The sequence below is a fragment of the Streptomyces sp. NPDC002884 genome, from assembly GCF_040295245.1.
Classification (GTDB): Bacteria; Actinomycetota; Actinomycetes; order Streptomycetales; family Streptomycetaceae; genus Streptomyces.
Genome location: NZ_JBEOVB010000002.1, coordinates 284,407 through 307,746, shown reverse-complemented (window position 1 = coordinate 307,746; position 23,340 = coordinate 284,407). Strand labels below are relative to the sequence as shown.

General features: G+C 72.6%; 21 protein-coding genes. 16 read left to right on the top strand and 5 right to left on the bottom strand.

What is annotated here, in order from left to right:
• Genes ABT070_RS05790 through ABT070_RS05735 form a run of 12 tightly spaced genes read left to right on the top strand, consistent with a single transcriptional unit; the run spans position 1 to position 12,983 of the window.
• Positions 1 to 1,317, top strand: coding sequence for an O-antigen ligase domain-containing protein (locus tag ABT070_RS05790; RefSeq protein WP_351755176.1), 1,317 nt, complete (start codon positions 1 to 3; stop codon positions 1,315 to 1,317).
• Between the two features lie 2 nt (positions 1,318 to 1,319).
• The gene (locus ABT070_RS05785) at positions 1,320 to 2,594 is read left to right on the top strand and encodes a glycosyltransferase (RefSeq protein ID WP_351755174.1); all 1,275 of its coding nucleotides are present in this window, start codon (positions 1,320 to 1,322) and stop codon (positions 2,592 to 2,594) included.
• The gene (locus ABT070_RS05780; RefSeq protein ID WP_351755171.1) at positions 2,591 to 3,826 is read left to right on the top strand and encodes a class I SAM-dependent methyltransferase; all 1,236 of its coding nucleotides are present in this window, start codon (positions 2,591 to 2,593) and stop codon (positions 3,824 to 3,826) included. Before ABT070_RS05785 ends, ABT070_RS05780 begins: the two co-directional genes overlap by 4 nt.
• Entirely contained in the window at positions 3,823 to 4,650 is an 828-nt protein-coding gene (locus ABT070_RS05775; RefSeq protein ID WP_351755169.1) for a glycosyltransferase family protein, read from the top strand. The genes ABT070_RS05780 and ABT070_RS05775 overlap by 4 nt, the downstream gene beginning before the upstream one ends.
• Positions 4,647 to 5,294 (top strand): PIG-L deacetylase family protein, encoded by a 648-nt coding sequence (locus ABT070_RS05770; RefSeq protein ID WP_351755167.1) that lies wholly within the window; start codon positions 4,647 to 4,649, stop codon positions 5,292 to 5,294. The genes ABT070_RS05775 and ABT070_RS05770 overlap by 4 nt, the downstream gene beginning before the upstream one ends.
• 3 nt (positions 5,295 to 5,297) lie before the next feature.
• Positions 5,298 to 6,323, top strand: coding sequence for an NAD-dependent epimerase/dehydratase family protein (locus tag ABT070_RS05765; RefSeq protein ID WP_351755164.1), 1,026 nt, complete (start codon positions 5,298 to 5,300; stop codon positions 6,321 to 6,323).
• Positions 6,320 to 7,594 carry a DUF4910 domain-containing protein gene (locus ABT070_RS05760; protein WP_451099694.1) on the top strand — a complete coding sequence of 425 codons (1,275 nt, stop codon included), beginning with the start codon at positions 6,320 to 6,322 and terminating at the stop codon, positions 7,592 to 7,594. Before ABT070_RS05765 ends, ABT070_RS05760 begins: the two co-directional genes overlap by 4 nt.
• On the top strand, positions 7,591 to 8,898 hold the full coding sequence (locus ABT070_RS05755; protein ID WP_351755158.1) for an MATE family efflux transporter: 1,308 nt from the start codon (positions 7,591 to 7,593) through the stop codon (positions 8,896 to 8,898). The genes ABT070_RS05760 and ABT070_RS05755 overlap by 4 nt, the downstream gene beginning before the upstream one ends.
• Positions 8,895 to 9,842, top strand: coding sequence for a glycosyltransferase family 2 protein (locus tag ABT070_RS05750; protein WP_351755156.1), 948 nt, complete (start codon positions 8,895 to 8,897; stop codon positions 9,840 to 9,842). Before ABT070_RS05755 ends, ABT070_RS05750 begins: the two co-directional genes overlap by 4 nt.
• Complete coding sequence (locus ABT070_RS05745; protein WP_351755154.1) at positions 9,839 to 11,083, top strand: polysaccharide pyruvyl transferase family protein; 1,245 nt, start codon at positions 9,839 to 9,841, stop codon at positions 11,081 to 11,083. The genes ABT070_RS05750 and ABT070_RS05745 overlap by 4 nt, the downstream gene beginning before the upstream one ends.
• Positions 11,080 to 11,631 (top strand): dTDP-4-dehydrorhamnose 3,5-epimerase, encoded by a 552-nt coding sequence (gene rfbC, locus ABT070_RS05740; RefSeq protein WP_351755152.1) that lies wholly within the window; start codon positions 11,080 to 11,082, stop codon positions 11,629 to 11,631. The genes ABT070_RS05745 and rfbC overlap by 4 nt, the downstream gene beginning before the upstream one ends.
• Positions 11,632 to 11,678: 47 nt before the next feature.
• Positions 11,679 to 12,983: a glutamate-1-semialdehyde 2,1-aminomutase gene (locus ABT070_RS05735; RefSeq protein WP_351755977.1), complete on the top strand. Its 1,305-nt coding sequence runs from the start codon at positions 11,679 to 11,681 to the stop codon at positions 12,981 to 12,983.
• A 12-nt stretch (positions 12,984 to 12,995) separates the two neighbouring features.
• Here ABT070_RS05735 and ABT070_RS05730 read toward each other — a convergent pair whose 3' ends face one another.
• Entirely contained in the window at positions 12,996 to 13,679 is a 684-nt protein-coding gene (locus ABT070_RS05730) for a phosphatase PAP2 family protein (RefSeq protein WP_351755974.1), read from the bottom strand.
• Between the two features lie 391 nt (positions 13,680 to 14,070).
• The gene (locus ABT070_RS05725) at positions 14,071 to 15,174 is read right to left on the bottom strand and encodes a WD40 repeat domain-containing protein (RefSeq protein ID WP_351755149.1); all 1,104 of its coding nucleotides are present in this window, start codon (positions 15,172 to 15,174) and stop codon (positions 14,071 to 14,073) included.
• 587 nt (positions 15,175 to 15,761) lie between these two features.
• Here ABT070_RS05725 and ABT070_RS05720 point away from each other — a divergent pair.
• From ABT070_RS05720 to ABT070_RS05710, 3 genes are all read left to right on the top strand, one after another.
• Positions 15,762 to 16,469 (top strand): AraC family transcriptional regulator, encoded by a 708-nt coding sequence (locus tag ABT070_RS05720; RefSeq protein WP_351755146.1) that lies wholly within the window; start codon positions 15,762 to 15,764, stop codon positions 16,467 to 16,469.
• A gap of 150 nt (positions 16,470 to 16,619) precedes the next feature.
• Complete coding sequence (locus ABT070_RS05715; protein ID WP_351755143.1) at positions 16,620 to 17,021, top strand: hypothetical protein; 402 nt, start codon at positions 16,620 to 16,622, stop codon at positions 17,019 to 17,021.
• Positions 17,022 to 17,085: 64 nt separating this feature from the next.
• The gene (locus tag ABT070_RS05710) at positions 17,086 to 17,988 is read left to right on the top strand and encodes a hypothetical protein (RefSeq protein ID WP_351755140.1); all 903 of its coding nucleotides are present in this window, start codon (positions 17,086 to 17,088) and stop codon (positions 17,986 to 17,988) included.
• Positions 17,989 to 18,024: 36 nt separating this feature from the next.
• Here ABT070_RS05710 and ABT070_RS05705 read toward each other — a convergent pair whose 3' ends face one another.
• The 3 genes from ABT070_RS05705 to ABT070_RS05695 are packed head-to-tail and all read right to left on the bottom strand — an operon-like array spanning position 18,025 to position 22,012.
• Positions 18,025 to 19,998 (bottom strand): glycoside hydrolase family 9 protein, encoded by a 1,974-nt coding sequence (locus ABT070_RS05705; RefSeq protein ID WP_351755137.1) that lies wholly within the window; start codon positions 19,996 to 19,998, stop codon positions 18,025 to 18,027.
• Positions 19,995 to 21,323: a sensor histidine kinase gene (locus ABT070_RS05700; protein ID WP_351755134.1), complete on the bottom strand. Its 1,329-nt coding sequence runs from the start codon at positions 21,321 to 21,323 to the stop codon at positions 19,995 to 19,997. Before ABT070_RS05700 ends, ABT070_RS05705 begins: the two co-directional genes overlap by 4 nt.
• A complete protein-coding gene (locus tag ABT070_RS05695) occupies positions 21,320 to 22,012 on the bottom strand; it encodes a winged helix-turn-helix domain-containing protein (protein ID WP_351755132.1) in 693 nt (230 codons plus the stop codon). The genes ABT070_RS05700 and ABT070_RS05695 overlap by 4 nt, the downstream gene beginning before the upstream one ends.
• Before the next feature lie 366 nt (positions 22,013 to 22,378).
• On the opposite strand from ABT070_RS05695, the gene ABT070_RS05690 reads away from it, so the two are divergent.
• Positions 22,379 to 23,230: a helix-turn-helix transcriptional regulator gene (locus ABT070_RS05690; protein ID WP_351755130.1), complete on the top strand. Its 852-nt coding sequence runs from the start codon at positions 22,379 to 22,381 to the stop codon at positions 23,228 to 23,230.
• Positions 23,231 to 23,340: the final 110 nt, after the last annotated feature.

The window sequence follows — 23,340 nt, the reverse complement described above, 5'->3', positions numbered from 1 at the left end:
ATGAGCCCCCACCACACGGAACGCACGGATCACACGGATCACACGGCCCGCACGGCCCGCACGGATCACACGTCGAAGATCGTCGGGGCTGTCTGGGGGCTGCTGATCCTCAACACGCTCGGCTCCGCCGGGGCGAAGACCATCGTCCCGCTGCCCCGCTCCCTCATCCAGATGGTCACCATGGGCGCGCTGGTCGCCGCGTTCGCGCTGGCGCTCGCGGTCAATCTCCGGGTGCGCATCCGGGCCAGCGCCTTCGTCTTCCTGCTCACCCTGCTGCTGGTGCCGAGCGTGATCTCCAGCGCGAACCTGGAGTCCGGGTTCGGCGCGCTGTTCCGCTGCGCCCGGCTGGCTCTCTTCGTCGGCACGCTGTGGCTGCTCAGCCGCTGGTGGGACGGCGGCCTGACGTTCGTCCGGCACCACATCCGGATGTACTTCGTGGTCCTCGGGTCGGTGGCCGCCGGCGCCATCATCTCGCCGGGCGCCGCCCTGCCCGAGCTCTACGGAGGGCGGCTGGTCGGCGCGTTGTGGCCGCTCACCCCGCCGCAGATCGGACAGTACGCCGCGGTCATCATCGGGCTCACCGTGCTGCTCGTCCTGGGCCGCAGGACCGACGGGACCAGCGCGGCGGTGGTCATCGTGCCCTCACTCGTCCTGCTGGCGCTGACCCATACCCGCACGGCCACGCTCGGCCTGCTGATCGGGCTGGCGTTGGCGATCAGCTCGCTGATCCTGACCAGCGCCGCCGCCCGCCGCTTCTTCGCCTGGGCGGTGCTGTGCGCCGTCGTGGCCGCGGTGGGGTTCGCCTCCGCGCTGCAGTCGTGGTTCCTGCGCGGACAGAGCCAGGAGAACTTCTCCAGCCTCACCGGTCGGGCCAAGGTCTGGCACGCCCTGCTGGCCGCACCCCGCACGACCTCGGAGTACCTGTTCGGCGCGGGCCTGGGCGACAAGTCGTTCGGCGGGCTGCCGATCGACAACAGCTGGCTGGCGGTCTACCACGAGCAGGGCATGACCGGCGTCGTCCTGGTGGCGGCGATCATCATCGTGCTGGGCGGCGTCGCGTTGCTGCGGCCACCGTCGCTGTCGAGGGCCTGCGCGATCTTCCTGATCAGCTACTGCGCGATCGCGTCGTACACCGAGGCCGGGCTGGGCGACGCCTCGCCGTATCTGCTGCATCTGGCCTTGGCCGCCTCCCTGCTGGCCGCACCCGCCGCGGCCACCGCCACGGTCACGGCCACTGCCACAGCCACTGCCCTCTCGACGTCCGAAGCCCCTCGGCGACGCATCCCGCAATGGGCCCGAAGATCGGAGGTGACCTGAGCATGCACGTCCTCGTGGTGCACAACCGCTACAACTCGGCGCAGCCGAGCGGGGAGAACAAGGTCGTCGACCAGGAGGTGGCGCTGCTGCGCGGGGCCGGCCACCGGGTCGAGCTGTTCGAGCGGCGCAGCGACGACATCGCCGCCCGGTCCCTGCTGGGCAAGGCCGCGATACCGCTGCTCGTGCCGTGGAACCCGGCGGTCCGCACGGAGCTCGCCGCCCGGCTTCGCACCGAGCGGCCGGACGTGGTGCACGTCCACAACGTCTTCCCGCTGCTGTCGCCGGCGGTGCTGGCAGCCTGCGCCGACGCCGGCGTGCCTGCCGTCGCCACGCTGCACAACTACACCCAGGTCTGCCCGCCCGGCACGCTGCAGCGGGACGGCCGGCCGTGCACGGAGTGCGTCGGGTCCGCGCCGCTGCCCGCCGTCCGGCACGGCTGCTACCGGAACTCCCGGCTGGCGACGGTGCCGCTCGCGGTCAGCCTGTCGGTCAACCGGCGGCGGTGGTGGTCCGGCGTGGAGCGGTTCTTCTGCATCTCCGCGGCGCAGCGCGACGTCCTGGCGCGCTCGGGAATGCCGCCCGAGCGGCTGGCCGTGAAGCACAACTTCGTGCCCGACCCGGACACGCGCCGGACGGACGCCGGTGAGCATGTGCTGTATCTCGGCCGGCTCGCGGAGGCCAAGGGCGTGCGGCTGCTCATGGCTGCCTGGGACGAACTCGCCGCCGACGGCGGGGTGGGCGTCCCGCTCGTGATCGCCGGCACGGGGCCGCTGGAGCCGGAGGTGGCCGCCTGGGCGGCGGGCCGGGACGACGTCCGCTACGTGGGCCTCTACGACACGGCGGAGTGCCAGAAGGCCGTCGCGCGGTCGGTCGCGGTGGTGGCTCCCTCGACCTGGCTGGAGGCGTTCGGCCTGGTGGTCGTGGAGGCGATGGCGGCGGGGGTCCCGGTCGTCGCCGCCGGTCACGGCGCCTTCGTCGAGCTCGTCGAGGACGGGGTGACCGGGCTGCTGCACCGGCCGGGCGAGGCCGCGTCGCTCGCGTCCTGCATACGCCGGATCGCGGCCGGACCGGACCGCAACCGGGAGATGGGCCGGGCGGCCCGACGCCGTTACGAGCAGGGGTTCAGCCCCGCCGTCGGCCTCGAGCGTCTGGTGGAGGGGTACCGCACCGCGATCGCGGGTCGGTCCGGCGGCGGGGACAGCCCGCCGCCGGTAGGGGACGGAAGCACTGACTCGCGGCGGGGGCACCGGCGCGAACGGGATGGGGGCAGTAGATGACACGATGCCGACTCTGCGGCTCGGCGGCGCTGGCCAGCGTCGTCGATCTCGGGGCGACTCCGCCGTGCGAGAGCTTTCTCGCCGCGGACCGACTGGACCTGCCGGAACCGGCGTACCCGCTGCATCTGCGGGTCTGCACCGACTGCTGGCTCGCCCAGATCCCGCCGCTGATCACGCCGGAGGAGACGTTCAGCGAGTACGCGTACTTCTCCTCCTTCTCGACCTCCTGGGTGGAGCACGCGCGCACGTTCGTCGCCGACGCCGTGGAACGGGTGGGGCTCGGCCCCGACGCCTTCGTGGTCGAGGTGGCGAGCAACGACGGGTATCTGCTGCGGCACGTGGTGGACCGGCAGATCCGCTGCCTCGGCATCGAGCCGTCGGTGAACGTCGGCGCAACGGCGCGGGACGCGGGCGTGCCCACGCTCACGGAGTTCCTGTCCCCGGACACCGGCTCGGCCGTCCGCGCCGAGCACGGCCCGGCGGATCTGGTCGTGGCCAACAACGTGTACGCGCACATCCCCGACGTGGTCGGGTTCACGCAGGGGCTGCGCGCCCTGGTGGCCGACGACGGCTGGGTCTCCATCGAGGTGCAGCACCTGCTGACCCTGATCGAGGAGAACCAGTACGACACGATCTACCACGAGCACTTCCAGTACTACACGGTCGCGTCGGCGACCCGGGCGCTGGCGAGCGGCGGACTCACGCTCGTGGACGTCGAGCTGCTGCCCACGCACGGGGGCTCCATCCGGCTGTGGGCCCGGCCGGCGGAGGTGGCCGGCGAGCCGAGCGGGCGGGTGGCCGAGGTGCTGGACCGGGAGAAGGCCGCCGGGCTGCGGGAGCTGTCCGGGTACACCGAGTTCTCCGCCCGGGTCGCCAAGGTGCGCCGGGACCTGCTGCGGTTCCTCATCGAGGCGGCCGAGCGCGGTGAGACGGTCGTCGGCTACGGCGCCCCGGGCAAGGGCAACACCCTGCTCAACCACTGCGGCATCCGGCCCGACCTGCTGCCGTACACGGTCGACCGCAACCCCTACAAGCACGGCAGGTTCACCCCGGGCACCCGCATCCCGATCCTGCCGCCCGAGCAGATAGCCGCCGACAAGCCGGACTACGTCCTCGTCCTGCCGTGGAACCTGCGGGCCGAGCTGGTCGAGCAGCTGTCCTTCGTGCACGACTGGGGCGGCCGGCTGGTCTTCCCCATCCCGGAACTGAGCATTGTCGAGGTCAAGTCGTGAAGGTCGTACTGTTCTGCGGCGGTTACGGGCTGCGTATGCGCAGCGGCGCCTCCGACGACGTGCCCAAGCCGATGGCGATGGTCGGTCCGCGGCCGCTGATCTGGCACGTCATGCGCTACTACGCGTACTTCGGGCACACGGAGTTCATCCTGTGCCTCGGGTACGGGGCCCATCACATCAAGGACTTCTTCCTCAACTACGAGGAGACGACGTCCAACGACTTCGTGCTGCGGGGCGGGCGGACGGAGCTGCTGTCCACCGACATCTCCGGCTGGACGATCACCTTCGCGCAGACCGGCATCGAGTCGCCGATCGGAGAGCGGCTGCGCCGGGTGCGGCACCACCTGGACGGCGACGAGATGTTCCTCGCCAACTACGCCGACGTCCTCACCGATGCGCCGCTGCCGGAGATGATCGACCGGTTCGCCCGGCGCGACGCCGGTGCGTCGATGATGGTGGTACCGCCGCAGTCCTCGTTCCACTGCGTGGAACTGGGCGAGGACGGCCTGGTGGGAGGCATCACCGCGGTGAGCGACATGCCGCTGTGGGAGAACGGCGGCTACTTCGTGCTCCGCCAGGAGGTCTTCGACCACATCCCGGAGAACGGGGACCTGGTCGCCGACGGCTGCGGCCAACTGGCCAAGCGCGGACGGCTGGTGGCCCACCAGCACCGCGGCTTCTGGAAGCCGACCGACACCGTGAAGGAGCGGGCCGCGCTCGACGAGGCCTACGCCCGGGGCGACCGCCCGTGGGCCGTGTGGGAGCGGGACGGCACGGGGGCCGGCGCGACCGGCGGCAGGGCCGGTTCCGGAGCGAGGGCGTGATCCGGCTCGGGCCCGGGCGCCTGGACCGGATCGTCGCGGTGGGCGCGCACTGCGACGACATCGCCATCGGCGCCGGCGGCACGCTGCTGACGCTGTGCCTCGCGCGGCCGGGTGTCCGCATCGACGTGCTGGTGCTCTCCGGCGGTGGCAGCGAGCGGGAGCAGGAGGAGCGGGCCGCGCTCGCCGCCTTCTGCCCGGGTGCCGACCTGCGGCTGACCGTGCTCAAGCTGCCGGACGGCCGGATGCCCGCGCACTGGGAGGAGGCCAAGGCGGCGGTCGAGGAGCTGCGCGCGCGGACCGAGCCCGACCTCGTGCTGGCCCCGCGCACCGCCGACGCCCACCAGGATCACCGCGGCCTGGCGAAGCTGATGACCACCGCGTTCCGCGACCATCTCGTGCTCGGCTACGAGATCGTCAAGTGGGACGGCGATCTCGGCCGTCCGCCGGCGTACCAGCCGCTGTCGCCGGAGATCGCCGAACAGAAGGTACGGCTGCTGCAGGAGCACTACCCCTCGCAACGGCACCGGCCCTGGTACGACCGGGAGGCCTTCCTCGGCCTCGCCCGGATCCGCGGTATCGAATGCCACGCGCGCTACGCCGAGGCGTTCGCCGTCACCAAACTCACTCTCGACCTGGGGGAATGAACCTTGCGCGTACTGCTGACCGGACACCAGGGCTATCTGGGCACCGTGATGGCCCCGGTCCTCGCGGCCGCCGGGCACGAGGTCGTCGGTCTCGACGCCGGCCTGTTCGCCGATTGCGTGCTGGGCCCGCAGCCCGCCGACCCGCCGGGGCGACGGGTGGACCTGCGCGACGTCACGGCCGAGCACGTGGCCGGGGTGGACGCCGTGATCCACCTGGCCGCGCTGTCCAACGACCCGCTGGGCTCGCTGGCGCCGGAGCTCACCTACGACATCAACCACCACGCCTCCGTACGGCTGGCCCGGCTGGCCCGCGACGCCGGAGTGCGGCGCTTCCTGTACGCGTCGACCTGCTCCGTCTACGGCGCCGCCGGCGGCGACGACCTGGTGGCCGAGGACGCCCCGCTGCGCCCCGTGACGCCGTACGCGGAGTCCAAGGTGCGGGTGGAGGACGACCTGCACGCGCTGTCCGACGGCGACTTCAGCCCGGTGTTCATGCGCAACGCCACCGCCTTCGGCTACTCCCCCCGGCTGCGCGCCGACATCGTGCTGAACAACCTGGTGGGCCACGCGCTCCTGTCCGGCGAGGTCCTCGTGCTCTCCGACGGCACCCCCTGGCGGCCGCTGGTGCACGCCGCGGACATCGCACGGGCCTTCGCGGCCGCGCTGAGCGCGCCGCGGGAAGCGGTGCACGACCGGGCGTTCAACATCGGCAGCGAGACCAACAACGTCACGGTCGCCGAGATCGCCGAGCAGGTCGCCGAGGCGGTGTCCGGCTCGAAGGTGGTGATCACCGGGGAGAACGGTGCCGATCCGCGGTCGTACCGGGTGGACTTCTCCCGGTTCCGCGCCGCGGTACCCGGCTTCGACTGCGAGTGGACGGTGAAGCAGGGCGCGCTCGAACTCGCCGACGCCTACCGCGGACACGGGCTGACCCAGGAGGACTTCGAGCGACGCTTCACCCGCCTCGCCGTGCTGCGCGCGGCGCGCGACACCGGCGCCGTCGACGACACCCTGCGGTGGCGCCGATGACCACGGCCGGCGAGGAGATGCACGCGCTGGTGGAGCGGCTGTACCCGCTGTGCCGGAGCATCACCGGCGACGGTGTGCGCGCCACCCTGGAGATCGTCGGCGAGTACCTGCCGCTGCAGGTGCACGAGGTGCCGACCGGGACCCAGGTGCTCGACTGGACGGTGCCGCAGGAGTGGAACATCCGGGACGCGTACATCGCCGACGCCGCCGGCAACCGGGTCGTCGACTTCGCCGCGTCCAGCCTGCACGTGCTCGGCTACAGCGTGCCGGTGTCGGCGACCATGCCGCTGACCGAACTCCGCGAACACCTGCACACCCTGCCGGACCACCCGGGCTGGGTGCCGTACCGCACCAGCTACTACACGCCGGAGTGGGGCTTCTGCCTGGCCCAGGAGACCTTGGACGCGCTGCCGGACGGCGAGTACGAGGTGCGCATCGACTCCACACTCGCCGACGGCCACCTCACCTACGCCGAGCACGTGGTCCCCGGGCAGGTCGCCGACGAGGTGATCGTCTCCTGCCACACCTGTCACCCGTCGCTGGCCAACGACAACCTGGCCGGTATCGCGGTGGCGACGTTCCTGGCCCGCGCGCTGGCGCAGGAGACGCCGTACTACACGTACCGGTTCATCTACGCGCCCGGCACCATCGGGGCGATCACCTGGCTGGCCCGCAACGCGGAGCGGATGGAACAGGTCAAGCACGGGCTGGTGCTGGCCTGCGCCGGCGACCGGGGCCGGCTGACGTACAAGCAGAGCAGGCGCGGTGACGCGGAGATCGACCGGGTGATGCGGCATGTGCTGGCCGCCTCCGAACGCCCGCACCACGTCGCCGAGTTCACTCCGTACGGCTACGACGAGCGGCAGTTCTGCTCGCCCGGGTTCGATCTCGGCGTGGGCTCGCTCAGCCGGACCCCGTACGCCGGCTACCCCGAGTACCACACCTCGGCGGACAACCCGGACTTCGTCACCCCGGAGGCGATGGCGGACACGCTCGCCCTGTGCCGCGAGGCGTTCGCCGTCCTCGACCGCAACCGGCGCTACGTCAACCTCAGCCCGTACGGCGAACCACAGCTGGGCCGGCGTGGGTTGTACGACTCGCTCGGCGGCCGAAGCGACGCGAAGCAGGCCCAGCTGGCCATGCTCTGGGTGCTCAGCCTCTCCGAGGGCGAGCACAGTCTGCTGGACGTCGCCGAGCGGTCCGGGCTGCCGTTCGGCACCGTCGCCGCCGCGGCCGACGCCCTGTGCGGCGCCGAACTGATCAAGGCATGACGCCGATGACCACCGAGGGGGAGAAGCCGCGGACGACGGCGCGACCGGCCGGATCGGCCAGGCGGGCCCTCGTCGGCCGGCTGTCCTGGGGACTGGCCGACCAGGCGGCCTCCAGCGTCAGCAACTTCGCGGTGGGCATCTACGTGGCCCGCTCGCTGGGGGTGACCGCGTTCGGCGTGTTCAGCCTCGCCTGGGTGACGTACGGCGTGGTGCTCAACGTCTCCCGCGGGCTGGCCACCGATCCGCTCGTGGTCCGCTTCAGCGGCGTGCCGGACGCGTCCTGGCGCGGGGCGGTGGCCCGGTCGACGGGTACCGCGCTCGGCGTCGGTACGGCCATCGGCGCGGTGTGTCTGGTGGCCGGGCTCGGCCTCGGCGGCCGCCTGGGGCCCGCGTTCGCCGCCCTCGGCGTCATGCTGCCGGGACTGCTGCTCCAGGACGCCTGGCGGTTCTCGTTCTTCGCCGCCGGCGCCGGGCGGAAGGCGTTCGTCAACGATGTCGTGTGGGGGGTCGCGCTCGTCCCGGCCCTGGTGGTAGCGGCCCGTGTGGGCAGCGTGGCCGCCTTCGTGTTCGCCTGGGGCGCGTCGGCCACGGTGGCGGCCGGGTACGGCTACCTCCAGTCCGGCATCGGGCCCCGGCTGACCGAGGCGCGCGGGTGGCTGCGTGAACAGCGCGATCTCGGCTACCGGTACCTGGTCGAGAACGTCAGCCTCAGTGGCGCGAGCCAGCTGCGGGCGTACGGGCTCGGCGCCATCGTCGGAGTCGGCGCGGTGGGTGCGGTGCGGGGCGCCGAGCTCCTGCTCGGCCCGTTCCTGGCGGTGCTCATGGGGCTTTCGCTGGTCACCGTCCCGGAGGCGGCACGGGTGCTGCGGCAGGCCCCGCGTCAACTGGGCCGGTTCTGCCTTCTCCTCGGCGGGGGCCAGGCCGCCGGCGCGCTGCTCTGGGGCTCGGCACTGCTGCTGATGCCCGGCCGGTTCGGCGAGCTGGTGCTCGGCGGTGTCTGGACCTCCGCCTCGCAGCTCATCGTGCCGATCACCCTCGGCGTCGCGGGCGCGGGCCTCGGCACCGGCGCGGCGGCCGGGCTGCGGGCGCTCGGCGCGGCCCGGCGCAGCCTGCGCTGCCAGCTGTTCGCCTCCGCCTGCTATGTCGGCGGCGGACTCGGCGGGGCGGCCGCCGCCGGCACGGTCGGCTCGGCCTGGGGCGTCGCGGCCGCGACCGTCAGCAGCTCGGCGGTGTGGTGGCTGCAGCTGCGGTCCGCCCTGCGCGAGCGCCACCACGAACCCATCCCCGAAGTGAGGACCTCATGACCGACCGACCCAGGCTGAGCATCGGCCTGCCCGTGTACAACGGCGAGGAGTACCTGGCCGAGTCGCTCGACGCTCTGCTCGGCCAGACCTACGAGGACTTCGAGCTGGTCGTCTCCGACAACGCCTCGACCGACGGGACCCAGGAGATCTGCCGCAAGTACGCCGCGCGGGACTCGCGCATCCGGTACCTCCGGCTGCCCCGGAACATCGGCGCCACGCCGAACCACAACCGTGTGCTGGCCGAGTCCCGCGGCGAACTGTTCAAGTGGGCCTCGCACGACGACCTGTACGGCCGGGATCTGCTGCGGCGCTGCGTCGAGGCGCTGGACGAGCGGCCGGACGTGATCCTCGCGCACACCGGCCAGGCGGTCATCGACGGCGACGGCCAGGTGAAGGTCCCCTACGAGTACACGCTCGCCACCGACTCCCCGCACGCGCCGGAGCGCTTCCGCAGTCTGCTGTTCGAGCCGGGTGGCGACGACTTCTACGGGGTGATGCGGACCGACGTGCTGCGCCGGGTGAAACCGATGGACAGCTATCACCACGCGGACCGCACGTACGTCGCCGAGATCACCCTGCACGGCTCCTTCCACCAGGTGCCGGAGCTGCTGTACTTCCGCCGCGACCACCCCACCCGCGCCGAGCGGGCGAACCCGTCCAAGCGCTCCCGGTGCGTCAACCTGGACCCGCGCCGCGCGGGCCCGCTGCACCCGACGCCCCGGCTGCTCGCCGAGTACGTCTGGGGCTTCGTCTCGGCGATCCGGCGGGCGCCGTTGTCCCGGGCCGACCGGCGCGCGTGCTACCGCCACCTGGCCGCGTGGATGACCAGCCGGGTCCGGCCGGGCGCCGGCGAGCGGGTCGAGGACCGCGCCCCGGTCGATCCGGCCCTGCTCACGGTCTCCGTCGACGCCCTCGTCGCCGGCCGTGAGGGGAGGCAGCCATGACAGCACCCGTGAACGGGACCGCGGTGCGGGTGGGGGTGTTCGGTCTGCTCGGCTCCGGCAACCTCGGCAACGACGGATCGCTCGAAGCCGTGCTCGGGTACCTCCGCGCCGAACACCCCGAGGCGGTCGTGGACGCGCTGTGCGGCGGACCCGAGGCCGTGACGGCCCGGTTCGGGATCCCCGCGACGCGGCTGCACTGGTACCGCGGGGAGTACCGGACCGCGTCACGTGCGGGCGCGATCGCGGGCAAGGGACTGGGCAAACTCGTCGACGTCTTCCGCACCGCTGCCTGGGTGCGCCGGCACGACGTGGTGATCGTGCCGGGCATGGGCGTCCTGGAGGCGACACTGCCGCTGCGGCCGTGGGGCTTCCCGTACTCGCTGTTCCTGCTCTGCGCGAGTGGCCGGCTGCTGCGCACCCGGGTGGCGCTGGTCGGCGTCGGCGCCGCGACGATCGCCGACCGGCCGACCCGCGCCCTGGTGCGCTGGTCGGCGCGGCTGGCCGCATACCGGTCGTACCGGGACGCGCAGTCCCGCGACGCGATGCGGGCGATGGGCGTGGACACCGCGCGCGACGAGGTCTACCCGGACCTGGCGTTCGCCCTGCCGACGCCGCGGACGAGCGCGCCCTCGGACCCGTCGGCCCCGCCGGGTCCGGTCTGCGTCGGCGTCATGGACTTCCACGGCGGCAACGACGATCGCGCCCGGGCCGACGAGATTCACCGGCGCTACCTCGACGGGACGATCCGGTTCGTCCGCACGCTGGCCGAGGAGGGCAGGGCCGTCCGGCTGCTCACCGGTGACGACTGCGACGCGTCGGTGGTCGCCGCGATCCTCGACGCGGTGGACTCGCCGCTGGTCACCGCCGCCGAACCGGCCTCGCTGGCCGACCTGATGACGGAGATGGCGGCCGCCGACACCGTGGTGGCGGTCCGCTACCACAACCTGATCTGCGCGCTGAAGACCGGTACGCCGGTGCTCGCTCTCTGCTACGCGGCGAAGAGCGACGCGCTCATGGCGGAGATGGGCCTCGGCGCGTACTGCCACCCGGCGCGCGAGGTGGACGCCGACCGGCTGCTCGAGCAGTTCCGTGCGCTGGAGAAGCGTTCGGGCGAGCTGCGGCGGACCCTCACCGAGCGGAACCTGGCCGCCACCCGGCGGCTGGAGCGCCAGTTCGACTCCTTGACCGCGGCCCTGTTCCCGGCGGCCGACCACGCCCCGACCTTACGGAAGGCTCCATGAAGGCGACCGAAGTCCTCGAGATCAGCGGCGCGTACCTCTTCGAGCCGACGCCGTACGCCGACGAACGCGGCTTCTTCTGCCGCACCTTCGACGCCGACGTGGTCCGCTCGGTGGGGCTCGACCCGGACGCCTTCGTCCAGGACAGCCTGTCCCGCTCCGTCCGGGGCGTGCTGCGCGGTCTGCACCTGCGCTCCGGCGCCGGCGAGGCCAAGCTGGTGCGGTGCTCGTACGGGAGGATCTTCGACGTCGTCGTGGACCTGCGGCCGGACTCGCCGACGTACCGCAACCGGGCCTGGTTCGAGCTGTCCGGCGAGACCCAGGTGACCCTGTACATCCCGGCGGGGTGCGCGCACGGTTTCCAGGCGCTGACCGAGACCACCGACACCTCGTACCGGATCGACCGACCGCACGATCCGGCCGAGGACGTGACGATCGCCTTCGACGACCCGGAGCTCGCCATCCCCTGGCCGCTGCCGGTCACATCGATGTCCCAACGGGACCGGGAGGCGCCGAGCCTCGCCGAGGTCCTGAAGCACAGAGAAACATAAAGAAAGTTGAGGTCCGCGTGGACACACGAGACACCGCAGAGCTCCTCATGCCCCGCTCGCGGACGGCGAACGAGCGGCTGCACGCCCTGATCCCCGGGGGCGCGCACACCTACGCCAAGGGCGACGACCAGTACCCCGAGAACCTGGCCCCGGTCATCAGCCACGGCCGCGGTGCCCATGTGTGGGACATCGACGGCAACCGCTACATCGAGTACGGCTCCGGCCTGCGGTCGGTCAGCCTCGGCCACGCCCACCCACGCGTGATCGAGGCGGTGCGGCGGGAACTCGACCGCGGCAGCAACTTCGTCCGGCCGTCCATCGTGGAGGTGGAGGCCGCGGAACGCTTCCTGGCCACGGTGCCGACCGCCGAGATGGTGAAGTTCGCGAAGAACGGCTCCGACGCCACCACCGCCGCGGTGCGTCTCGCCCGCGCCGCCACCGGGCGCCAGCGGGTGGCCCTCTGCTCCGACCATCCGTTCTTCTCCGTCGACGACTGGTTCATCGGCACCACGCCGATGTCCGCCGGCATTCCGGCGGCGACCAACGAGCTCACCGTGGCGTTCCCCTACGGAGACCTGGCCGCCACGGAGGAGCTGCTCACCCGGTACCAGGACGAGGTCGCCTGCCTGATCCTCGAACCCGCCACCCACACCGAGCCGCCGCCCGGGTACCTCGCGGGCCTGCGCGCGCTCGCCGACCGGCACGGCTGCGTACTGGTCTTCGACGAGATGATCACCGGCCTGCGCTGGTCCGAGGCGGGCGCCCAGGGCCTGTACGGCGTCGTCCCCGACCTCTCCACGTTCGGCAAGGCGCTGGGCAACGGATTCGCCGTCTCCGCGCTGGCCGGACGCCGCGATCTGATGGAGCGGGGCGGGCTGCGTCACCCCGACGAGCGGGTGTTCCTGCTGTCCACCACGCACGGTGCGGAAACCCACTCCCTGGCAGCCGCGATGGCCGTGCAGACCACCTACGTCGAAGAGGGTGTCACCGCGCGGCTGCACACCCTCGGCGAGCGGCTGGCCGCCGGTGTCCGCGACGCCGCGGCCAGCATGGGGGTCGGCGACCACGTCGTCGTCCGGGGCCGGGCCAGCAACCTGGTCTTCGCCACCCTCGACGAGAACCTGCGGCCGTCGCAGCGGTACCGCACCCTGTTCCTGCGCCGGCTCCTCGCGGGCGGGGTGCTGGCCCCGTCGTTCGTGGTGAGCAGCGCGCTCGACGACGCCGACATCGATCACACCGTCGACGTGGTGGCGCAGGCATGTGCGGTGTACCGGAAGGCGCTGGACGCCGCCGACCCCACCCCCTGGCAGGCCGGAAGGCCGGTGAAGCCGGTGTTCCGGCGCCTGGCGTGACGTGATGTGACGTCAGCGGTGCTGCCGCCGACCGTCGTCGGCCCTCCGATCGGCCAGCCGCTCAGCCGTCCGGTCGATCAGCCACGCGGTCGCCGGTGTCACCGCCAGCGCGGTGCACCAGCCGCCGAGGACGTCGGTCGGGTAGTGCGCGCCCAGGGCGACCTGCGCCCAGCCCATGGCGGCTCCGGCAGCCAGCGCCGCGATGAGCACGAGTGACGTGCCGGCCGTCCTGCCGAGGCCGAGCCGGCCGGTCACGAGCAGTGCGACCACGAGGGCGAGCGAGGTGGCGAAGGCGGTGTGCCCGCTCGGGTAGGACAGGTTGCCGTCCCCGTGGATGGTGCGTCCCACCAGGTGCTTGAGCAGCGTGGCCGTCCCCACGGTCGTGCCGGCGCCGGCCACGACGAGCACCGCCGCGCGGGGATGCCGGAGCAGCAGGCAGCCCGTCACGGTGGCCGCGACCAGCATCGCCGCTCCTCCGGGCTCCCCCAGGTAGTCCGTGGCCAGGGCGACGTGCCGCCACGGCTCCCCCACGCCGTACAGCGCCGCCCCGATCCGCCCGTCCGCGATGCCGGGTTCGCCGGCGCCGGCGTACAGGACCCCGAGCACGGCGACCACCAGCGCGGCGAGGGCCGCGATCAGCCCGAGCCGTGCGCGCAGCGACGGGGGCAGCACCGCGGGCGCCGACCGGCCGGTCACCCGCCCGCCGCGTCCGGTCGGCCTGCGGTGCTCCGCCGTGATCGGTGGACGGTGTTCCGGATCTCGGCTCCTCGAGGCGGCGTGGAGATGCGCCCCTTCGTCCGACCGGTGGGCAGCCATGAATCAGCGGCTTCCTGTCTCCCCTGCTCCAGGCCTTCTCGTACCTCGGCATTCCTGCCGGCGCCGACTCCCCACCTACGAGCCCCCCGTCGTGTCCGACCTGACCCGCGCGGGACCCGTCAGCCTGTGCGGCCCCGAACCCGCCGGTCCGTCCTTCACCTCGGCCGACAGCACCGAGTCAGTCCCTGTTCGCCACCCTAACCAACAATGCGCTCGCGGAGTACAAGGCCTCCGGCTCCGCGTCACCGACGGCGGCCGGCGCCCGAGGGCGTCAGTTCGTGGTCCACAGCCTCACCGTCGCGTCGGCGCCGCAGCTCGCCAACAGCCGTCCGTCCGGACGGAACGCCAGAGCCCGCACGGCGCCGCGGTGGCCGAGGAGAGTGGCGGTCGTGGCCAGGCGGGCGGGGTCGGTGACATCCCACAGGGTCACGGTCGCGTTCTCGCATCCGGAGGCCACCGAGCGCCCGTCGGGACTGAACGCCACCGCATACATCTCCCCCGTGCCCCTGCGACCGTCGAGAGGCAGGGTGGCCGTCCCGACGGGATGTGCCGGGTCGGCGACATCCCACACCATGACGGCTCCTTGCTGCCACGACCCGTAGACGGTGCCGGAGACGAAGCCGAAGTCCCCGCTTCCGGTGGCCAGCAGCCGCCCGTCCGGACTGAATCCCAGCGCATGGACGGCAGGCGCTCCGCCCGACGACAACTTCTTCGCCCAGTCACGGGCCTGCGGCCGGACGACGGCGATCGGCACCGGCTGCGTCGGCTCACCGACATCCCACAGGACTCCGGTGTTCTTGTCGCCGGAGGAACCCGTGGCCAACAGCCGTCCGTCCGGACTGAACACCACCGCACCGACGGGCCCTGACAGCCAGGGGCGGCGATGGTGAGCGACAGCGGCGCACCGGGTGGGGTGGGCCGGGTCGGTGACGTCCCAGAGGATCACGGTCCGGTCGCTGCCGCAGGCGAGCAGCCGCCCGTCCGGACTGAAGCCCACCGCGTGGACACCACCTTGCCGCCAGCCGTCACGCAGCAACCAGCGAGGGCGCGGGTGGACGAGAGTCGCCCGCCGGGTCGGGTGGGCCGGGTCGGCGACGTCCCAGAGGATCACGGTCCGGTCGCCGCTCGCGGACGCGACCAGCCGCCCGTCCGGGCTGAACGCCACCCCGTTCACCGCCCTGCGCTGGCCGGTGAGGTCGGCGGCCCGGATCGGGTGGGCCGCATCGGTGACGTCCCAGAGGATCACGGTCCGGTCGCCGCTTCCGGACGCGAGCAGTCGCCCGTCCGGGCTGAACCCGACCGCGTTCACCGCTCTGCCGTGCCCGGTGAGGGTGGCGGCCGGGCCCCACGACGGAGACGGAGACGGTGGTCCCACGAATGCCATGGTGCAGTCTCGCGCGTTCCGGAATCCCCGGGAAGGCGGCGGACCACGGGCAAAGTTCCGGCTCGGGTCCTTCGGGCGAGCGGGCCGGACGGGCCGTGCGCGCCAGGAGGCACTTCTCGAACGTGTCGACCCCGTCCGGCGCGCCCGAGGGCGAGGCACTGCGCCGCATCCCGGACTTCCGTACGCAGGCCGGAACTTCCTCCTGCTCGGCCTCATCCGCCGCAGCGGTCGCAGGAGTTGGCATACGGCAGGGGATCCGACGCCGGGCCCGCCTGTTTCAGGAAGCCGTCCGGTACGGCGGCGCCCCAGTGGCCTGGCCGGTTCCGGTCGGGCCCCGCGGGTCCCGTCCCGCCCGGTGCCAGCATGCCTGCGGGCCGCCCGGCGGCGCGTCGGACCGGCCCACCGACCACAGGGGGACGTAGATGACCGACTCAGCATGTCCTGAAGGAACTTGGGAGAGTGTGCCCGGACGGCCGACGGAGTGTCTGAGACCCGGCGTACTGTGCTACCACGGTTTTCGCGCTCGCTTCAGCCGTCCGCGGCGGCGGCTGGAACTGCCCAGCGGGACGGTGACACTCGTGGTCGGCTTCGACGAGAAACTCTCGCTGGACGACACGCAAGGCCGTGGCGCCGCCCTGTACAGCGCGGTTCTCACCGGCGTGCACGCGTCCGCCGGTACCGGCGGGCACCAGGGCCGGCTGTCGGGCATGGAGATCGTCATGACGCCCTGGGCCGCGTACTCGTTGCTGGGTGCGGCGATGCACGAGCTGGCCGGCCGTCATCTGGCGGCCGAGGACGTGCTGGGGCGCCGGCTCGGCCCGCTCGCGGACGCGCTGGCCTCGGCGCCGGACTGGCCGCGGCGCTTCGCTCTGATGGACACGGCCCTCACCGCGTGGGGGGCCGCCGGCCGGCCCTGTTCGCCACGCGTCGCGCGGGCCTGGGACGAGGTGGGCGCACGACGGGGCATCGTCACCACCGACGTGCTGGCCGCTTCGGTGGGCTGGGGCCGCAGGCAGCTGGAGAACCGCTTCCGTGAACAGATCGGCGTGTCCCCGAAGATCGCCGGTCGGATCGCGCGCCTCGACAACACCCTGCGCGCACTGGCCGCCGGCCGCAGTCCGTGTGAGACCGCGGCGGCCGTCGGCTTCTCCGACCAGGCGCATCTCAGCCGGGAGTTCAAGGCGATGACGTCCCTCAGGCCACGCCAGTTCGTTCAGGCGATCGCCGAGCACCGCGTCGTCGAGCGCGTCCCCGGGCACCTGACGAGCGTGCTGCTGGAGCGCTGAGGGGCCGGCTCGGCATCTGGCCGAAGGGCCCGCCCGGGATCGAACTGACAGTGCGCATTCCTTCAAGACCGCGTCACCGCGCCGCTGTCAGTGTGCAGGCGACGGGCGGACACCAACCGGTCCGTCCGCAGCCCGAAGGGGGAACGTCCGATGAAGAAGATCTGGTCCGCGCTGGCGGCCTCGGCTTTCGTCGCCACATCGCTGGTCGTCCTGGCCCCGGCCGCCGAGGCCGCGCCCCAGGCGTGCGCCACAGGGGAGATAACCACCGGCTACCGGGGCCCCGGCACCGTCGTGTACAAGTCGTCCACGAGCACCTGCAACGACCTCAACCTCACGACCTCGTACGAGAACAGCTCGGCGACCAGCGACCTGTACGCGGGCTTCTACCGCAACTCCGCCGGCACCTGGATCCGCGGCTCCCGCGGCTACATCCGCGCCTACGACGGCGGGCACAGCCCGTGGATCGTCCTGCTGTCCGACGTCAACAACGGTGTGCCGATGAGCGTCGGCAGCTACAACACGAGCGGCGACATCGTCTACGTCGCGCACTGACCCGGTGGAACCCGGGGCCCGCGCCCGCCGCGGGCCCCGACTCCCCTCACAGAGAGGCTTCCCGGTGCCCCACCGCCGCCACCCGGCGCAGTCGGTGCCCGTCGCGCTCCTGATGGTCGCGGCGATCGGCGGCTGCTCCGCGTCCGCGAGCCCCGCAGCCGACCGGACCGACCCGGCCCGTCGGACCACGGCGGCCGCCCGGTTGTCCCACACCTTCCCCCAGGACCCGATCCCCATGGTGTTTCCGGCGACCGGTGCCGACACCCGGCTGACCGTGGGTCTGGGCACCTTCGGTCAGACCGTCAGCGCGGCGGTGACCGCCCGCTGCGCCCAGAACGCCGGGCGCCCTCGGCCACAGAGCCCGCCACCCCTGTTCGTCCGGCTCGGTGCGCTGCCTGACCTGGACCTCCTGGAACGCGACGGCTTCAACGGCGGTCCCGTCCCCGATCTGCCGAGCGTCCTGCGGACCGCGACGAACTCCGCGGAACCCGGCGCCGCCTCACCCGACGGGGTCGTCCGCCGCTGCGCGGCCGCCGGGAGCACCGCCGTCCGCGGCCTCGACGCGCTCACCTCGCCCCTGCAGGGCGCGTGGTGGAACCAGCTCGACGCACTGCGCCACGAGCCGCGGGTGCGGCGCGCGCTGGCCGAGGTGCCGAAGTGTCTGGAGGACCGGCACCACCTGCGGGTGAAGGACGAGGAGGACTTCTTCACCCTGGTCGACGGCCGACTCGCGGAGCATGCCGACGACGCCACCGCGCTCGTACGGGAAGACCGCGAGCTGGCCGGCGCCTACGCCGACTGCATGCGGCCGGTGGAGGCCGTCCGCGAGCCGCTGCGCGAGAAGCTGCGCGAGCGGTTCGTCGCGCGGAACAGCCGGGAGATCGCGGCCCTCCGCTCGGCGTTGGGACCGGCCGTGCGGGAGCTGGAGAAACGCCATGGGGTCCGCTTCTCCTTCCCCGCTCTCTGACGCCGTGCGGATCGGGCTCTTCGCCGAGGGGCCCGCTCAGCCCGTGGCGGTGCCGGCCCGGGGACTCCGGCCGGTCTGGTCGGGGCCTTCGCCCTGTGCGGTCAGGGCGAAGGCCAGCAGTGCCGTCGTGGTGAAGTCCAGCGCGGGCTCCACCGTCTGCCAGGCGCCCACGTCGTCGACGTACCGTGCGCCCTTGCCGTCGAAGTCGGTCCAGGCTCCGGTCGGCGGGGCGGCCGTGCACTTCTTCATGGTCTCGAAGCCGTTCGTCTCCTCCAGCTTCGCGGCGGCGTTGGGGCCGTTGACCACAGCACCCCGCAGGATGGCTCCCGTTCCGTCGTGGCTGCCCCTGAGGTTGGCTAGCTGGTGTTCCGGGCAGTGCGGGTAGACCTCACCCGCGCCGATGACGAAGCTGGTTCCCCAGGGGTTGGCGCCGAGGGCCCAGCCTCGCTGCCGGGCGGCGAAGGCCGCGTAGCGGGTGTCCCCGGTGGCCCTGGCATAGAGGTGGGCGGTGGCCGCCAGCCCGAAGGTGTGCGGTACGGCGTCGAAGTCGTCGTAGACGGCGCCGGCTCCGAACGGGTCGTGCCCGGCGCGGGCGACCCCGTCGTCCAACTGGCGGCGCAGGTCCGCGTACAGCTCCTCGGCCCCGATGCCGTTCGCCCGGGTGCCGTCCAGGACCGTGGCCAGGTCGGCGTGGGCCAGGGCGCTGACGTCCGCGACGCCGAGCGTTCCCTTGGTGTCGGATTCCAGATAGTCCCCGGCCCATCCGGCCGCGGCGTCGGCCCAGTCGCCCTCCCGGTCGTCCCCGAGTCGCCGTGCGGCCAGGGCCAGTTCCGCGCCGCCGAACTCCATGTCGTCCTGCCAGGAGTCCTCGGGATAGAAGGCGCCCGGGTACGCGGTGACGAGCTGTTCGTCGGGGTCGTGGCCGGAGTCGGCCAGGTCGTAGACGGCGGCGGCCTTGTCCAGCCAGTCCTGGGCCTCCTGCGGCTCCGTGGCGGCCGCGCGCTGTGCGGCGAGGGCGAAGACCGCGGCCACCCGTCCCGCCAGATTGGGGCTGATCGCCTCGCCCGGTGCTGCCGCGCGGAAGACCGGGCGGTGCTTGATCGTGTAGTCGGGGTCACGGGGTGACACCTCGAGTCGGTCGTCGGCCTCCGGCAGCCGCCACACGTCGTGGTCCGTCCGTACGGCGTCGTTGCCCGCGCCTATGCCGACCTGCGCGTAGAGGGTCTCGCCGTCCTCGTCCCACATCTTGTCCAGCCAGGCCAGCCCGTGCGAGGCCTCGGCGGACAGTTCCGCCATGCCCGGCACGTCGCGCTGGGCCAGGAGGAGTTCGGCGACCGAGTAGGAGGTGGTGCCGGTGAACTTGAGGTAGTCCCCCGCGTCGAACCAGCCGCCCGAGACGTCGACCCGGTCACCGGTCGGCGTCAGCCGCTCGTCGAGCAGCTCGTCGCCCTCCTCGTCGTAGTCCGGGTCGGCGTAGACGGTCGCGTCCTGGTCGGCCAGATGGGAAGGCCCGTGCCGCAGGGTCCCGGGCAGCACGTCGGCTCCGTCGCGCTGTGCCTGCAGGAAGCGGACGTTGTCCCGGACGAGCGGGGTCATCAGCTCGCGGGCGTCGGCGATCCGGAACGCGGGCGAGCGGCCGGCCGCGGTGCCGGTCAGGACGAGGCGATAACTGCCGGGGGTGTCGAGCGTGGTGAGGTCGACGGTGCGCACCGAGGGGTACCGGGCGTTCCAGCGGCCGGTGGCGGCTCCGAGCCGCCCCGCCATGACGACCTCGTTCTTCGCGTCGACGACCTTGAAGCGCGCTCCGGCGAGAGCCGCCGAGGACCCCATGACGTAGGCCTGTTTCGCCTCGCCGCGCACATAGCCGACCTGGTCGACCCGGACGGCCACCTCGGTCGAGGCGGACGCGGTGTCGCCGCCGGGCAGGCCGTGCAAGGTCACGGCGAGGAGCAGGGTGCCGAGTCCCGCGGCGGTGCCGACCAGCAGCCGGGGTCTGCGCAGAAGGTTCATGCGCCCACCGTGCCGGGGTCATCATGAGATGAGGATGAGGACAAAGATGAGGACGAGGACGAGGCGCGGGGCGGGCCCGTCGGCAGCCGGAGCTCGGCGACCAGGCCGCCTCCGGGAGCGTCCGTGAGGCGAGCGGTGCCGTGATGCAGTTCGGCGACCCAGCGGACGATGGCGAGCCCCGCCCCCGTTCCCGAGGCGGCTCCGGCACCCTCGGTGACTCCCCGGGCGAAGACCCGCTCCCGGTCCACGGACGGCACGCCCGCACCGTGGTCGCGGACCGCGACGAGGCCCGGCGTGACCGTGACCTCGACCGGCGACCCCGCCGGGCCGCCATGGCGCTGGGCGTTCTCCACCAGGTTCCGTACCGCCTGGGCCAGCAGGTCCGGATCCCCGAGCACCACCACCGGCTCGGAGCTCACCGTCACGCTCGCACGGTCCGGCAGCTCCTCCACCGTGGTCTCCACCAACTGGTCGAGACGCAGGGGCATCAGCTCGGCCCGCTGGGCGCCGGCCTCCATGCGGGCCCTGGCGAGCAGCCCGGTGACCAGACGGCTCAGCCGGTCCACCAGCCGCAGGGCCTCGTCGGAAGAGCCACCCCGCTCCACCACGAGCCGCAACGTCGCCAGCGGCGTACGCAGCTCGTGCGCCGCCTCGGCCAGAAACTGCTCCTGCTGCCCCAGCCCCCGCAGGGCGGGACGCATGGCCCGGCCGGAGAGCAGGTGCCCGACGGCCGCCGCGCAGCAGACCAGAGCCGTGCAGCCGAGAGCCAGCCAGCGCACGAGGGCGTCGTGATCGCGTTCGCCGCGCGCCAGCTCGGTGCCGACCAGTACGGCCGCCCCGATCCGGTCGCCGTCCCAGACCGGAGCCGCCGCCCATCTCAGCCGCCCGCCGTCCGAGGAGGGGGCGCTGACCACCACGGTGTCCTGTTCCTCCAGGATGCTCCGCCAGACCCGGTCGAGCCGGTCCTGACGGGGCAGCGCCGACCGAGCGGGAACCGCGTGGTGAACCGACGGCGGCTGCCCCGGCGCTGCCTGCAGAACCGCCAGCACCGGTGCGCCCTGAGCGAGTTCGTCCTCACGCAGCGGCTCGAGGTGCAGCGTCCCCGCGTCGAACCAGACCGCCCGCGAAAGTCCGACGGCGCGGCTGCCCACCTCGTGGTCGAGGCCCGAGCGGCGGGTTCCGGCGTCGATGCGGACGGCGACCGTGGCGAGTACGACGAGACAGGCCGCGGTCGTCGAGGCGAACAGGAGCGTCATCAGCCGGCGGGTGCGCCGCAGCCGGGCCACGGCGGGCGACCGGGAGGACGCCGTGTCCCGGCGGCTCACGCCCGCGCCTCGGCGGCCCGTCCCTGACCGGCTTCGCCCAGCCGGTAGCCGACACCGCGCACCGTGCCGATCGGATCGGGCGGCCCGAGTCGCCGTCGCAGCTGGCCGATCAGGACGTCCACCACATTGGACATCGGCTCGCTCGCCTCGTCCCAGCAGCTCTCGATCAGCTCGGTGCGCGTGACGACCTCACCCGCGCGCAGCATCAGCAGCTCGAGCACCGCGAACTCCTTGGCCGACAGGCCGAGCAGCACCCCGGCCCTGGACACGCGGCGCCGCGGCAGGTCGACCTCCAGGTCACCCGCCCGCAGGACCGGCAGCCGTGCGGGCTGCTCCCTGCGGCACAACGCACGTACCCGGACGACCAGTTCGGCGAAGGCGAAGGGCTTGACCAGGTAGTCGTCCGCCCCGTGCTCGAAGCCGGCCACCCGGTCGCTCACCGAGTCCAGTGCCGTCAGCAGCAGAAAGGGCAGCGCCGATCCCGTCCGCCGGTGCCGGGCGAGCAGCGTGAGCGAGTCTCCGTCCGGAACGGAGCGGTCGGCCACGACACAGTCGTAGCTGTTGACGGAGAGCTTGAGATCCGCTTCGGCCAGAGTCCGCGCGAGGTCCACCGCGAACCCCGCACCACGCAGCTGAGCAGCGACGACGGGCCCCAGGTCGGGGTCGTCCTCCAAGACCAATACGCGCATGGCCCGGAGCTTAGACGGTCGCGGACGGAGCGGTCGGACGGACCGTTTCGGGACCGCGTCCGACGCGGGGCGCCCGGTGTGTGTCACGGAGCGTGTGTCACGGGGCGTGTGTCAGGCGGCGCCGAGGAAGTCGGTGCCTGCGGGAGCGGAGGAACTGACCCAGCCCTTCGACCGAGTCGGGGCGTGCGTCGTTTTCCATGCCGCCGAGGCCAGGCGGAGAACACCGCGAAGAGGTCTGTCGAGGGTGGTGCGCCACACCCAGGATCACGGCCCCCGAGGAATTACCCTGCGTGCAACGCATTCCCTTCTGTGTCACATAGCGCGACCGCCGCTTCTCGCCGGTCGAAACCCATCTAGTCTTGCCGCATGAGCAACGGGACGCCTTTGGGTGATTTCCTCAGAGCCCGCCGAGAAGCCTTGAAGCCACATGACGTCGGTCTGCCCGAGTACGGGCGACGCCGGGTGCCGGGACTGCGCAGGGAGGAAGTCGCGCTGCTCGCCGGTGTCAGCTCCGACTACTACATCAGGCTGGAACAGGGGCGCGAGAACAGCCCGTCCCCGCAGGTCCTCGACGCCGTGGCGCAGGCGCTGAAACTGGACGCGGAGGCCACCGCCCATCTCAACCGCCTCTGTCTCACCGCCTCGCAACGCCCTCGCGACTGGGGCGGGACGGACGTCAGCCGGCAGTTGTTGCGGCTGATGGACGGATGGGATCACACTCCGGCCTTCGTCGTCGGCCCGGCCCTCGACATCATGGCGGGCAACTCCCTCGCCACGGCCCTCCACAGCGGGTTCGACCGGTTCGACAACCTCGCCCGCATGGTGTTCGTCGACCCGGCGGGGCGTGAGTTCTACCAGGAACGGGAGCGGGCCGCCCACTCCTGTGTCGCCGAGCTCAGGGCCGCCTACGGCCACGACCCCGAGTCGGCCCGTATCGCCGAAGTCGTGGCGGAACTGTCCGCCCGGAGCGAGGAGTTCGCCGGGCTCTGGCAGACGCACGACGTCAGGAGCAAGACCCAGGAGGTCAAGCGGCTCAGACACCCCCGGGTCGGAGACCTGCACATCGCCTTCGCGGCCTTCACCGTCAACGGCGCCCCGCACCAGCAACTGGTGGTCTACCAAGCCGAACCGGCCGGCCCGACGGCGGCCGCCTTCGAGACGCTGAGGGCGCCGGCGCGCGATGTCGCGCAGCCGGATGCGGGCCTGATGTGTATTTGATGTATTCCGATGGATTGACCGGCATGCGCGGGGCGTCCAAGAATGCCGGGGCGGACGTGCCACCCTTTGCCGAAACGCCATTCGCCGCACACCGGCGACTTTCCAATCTT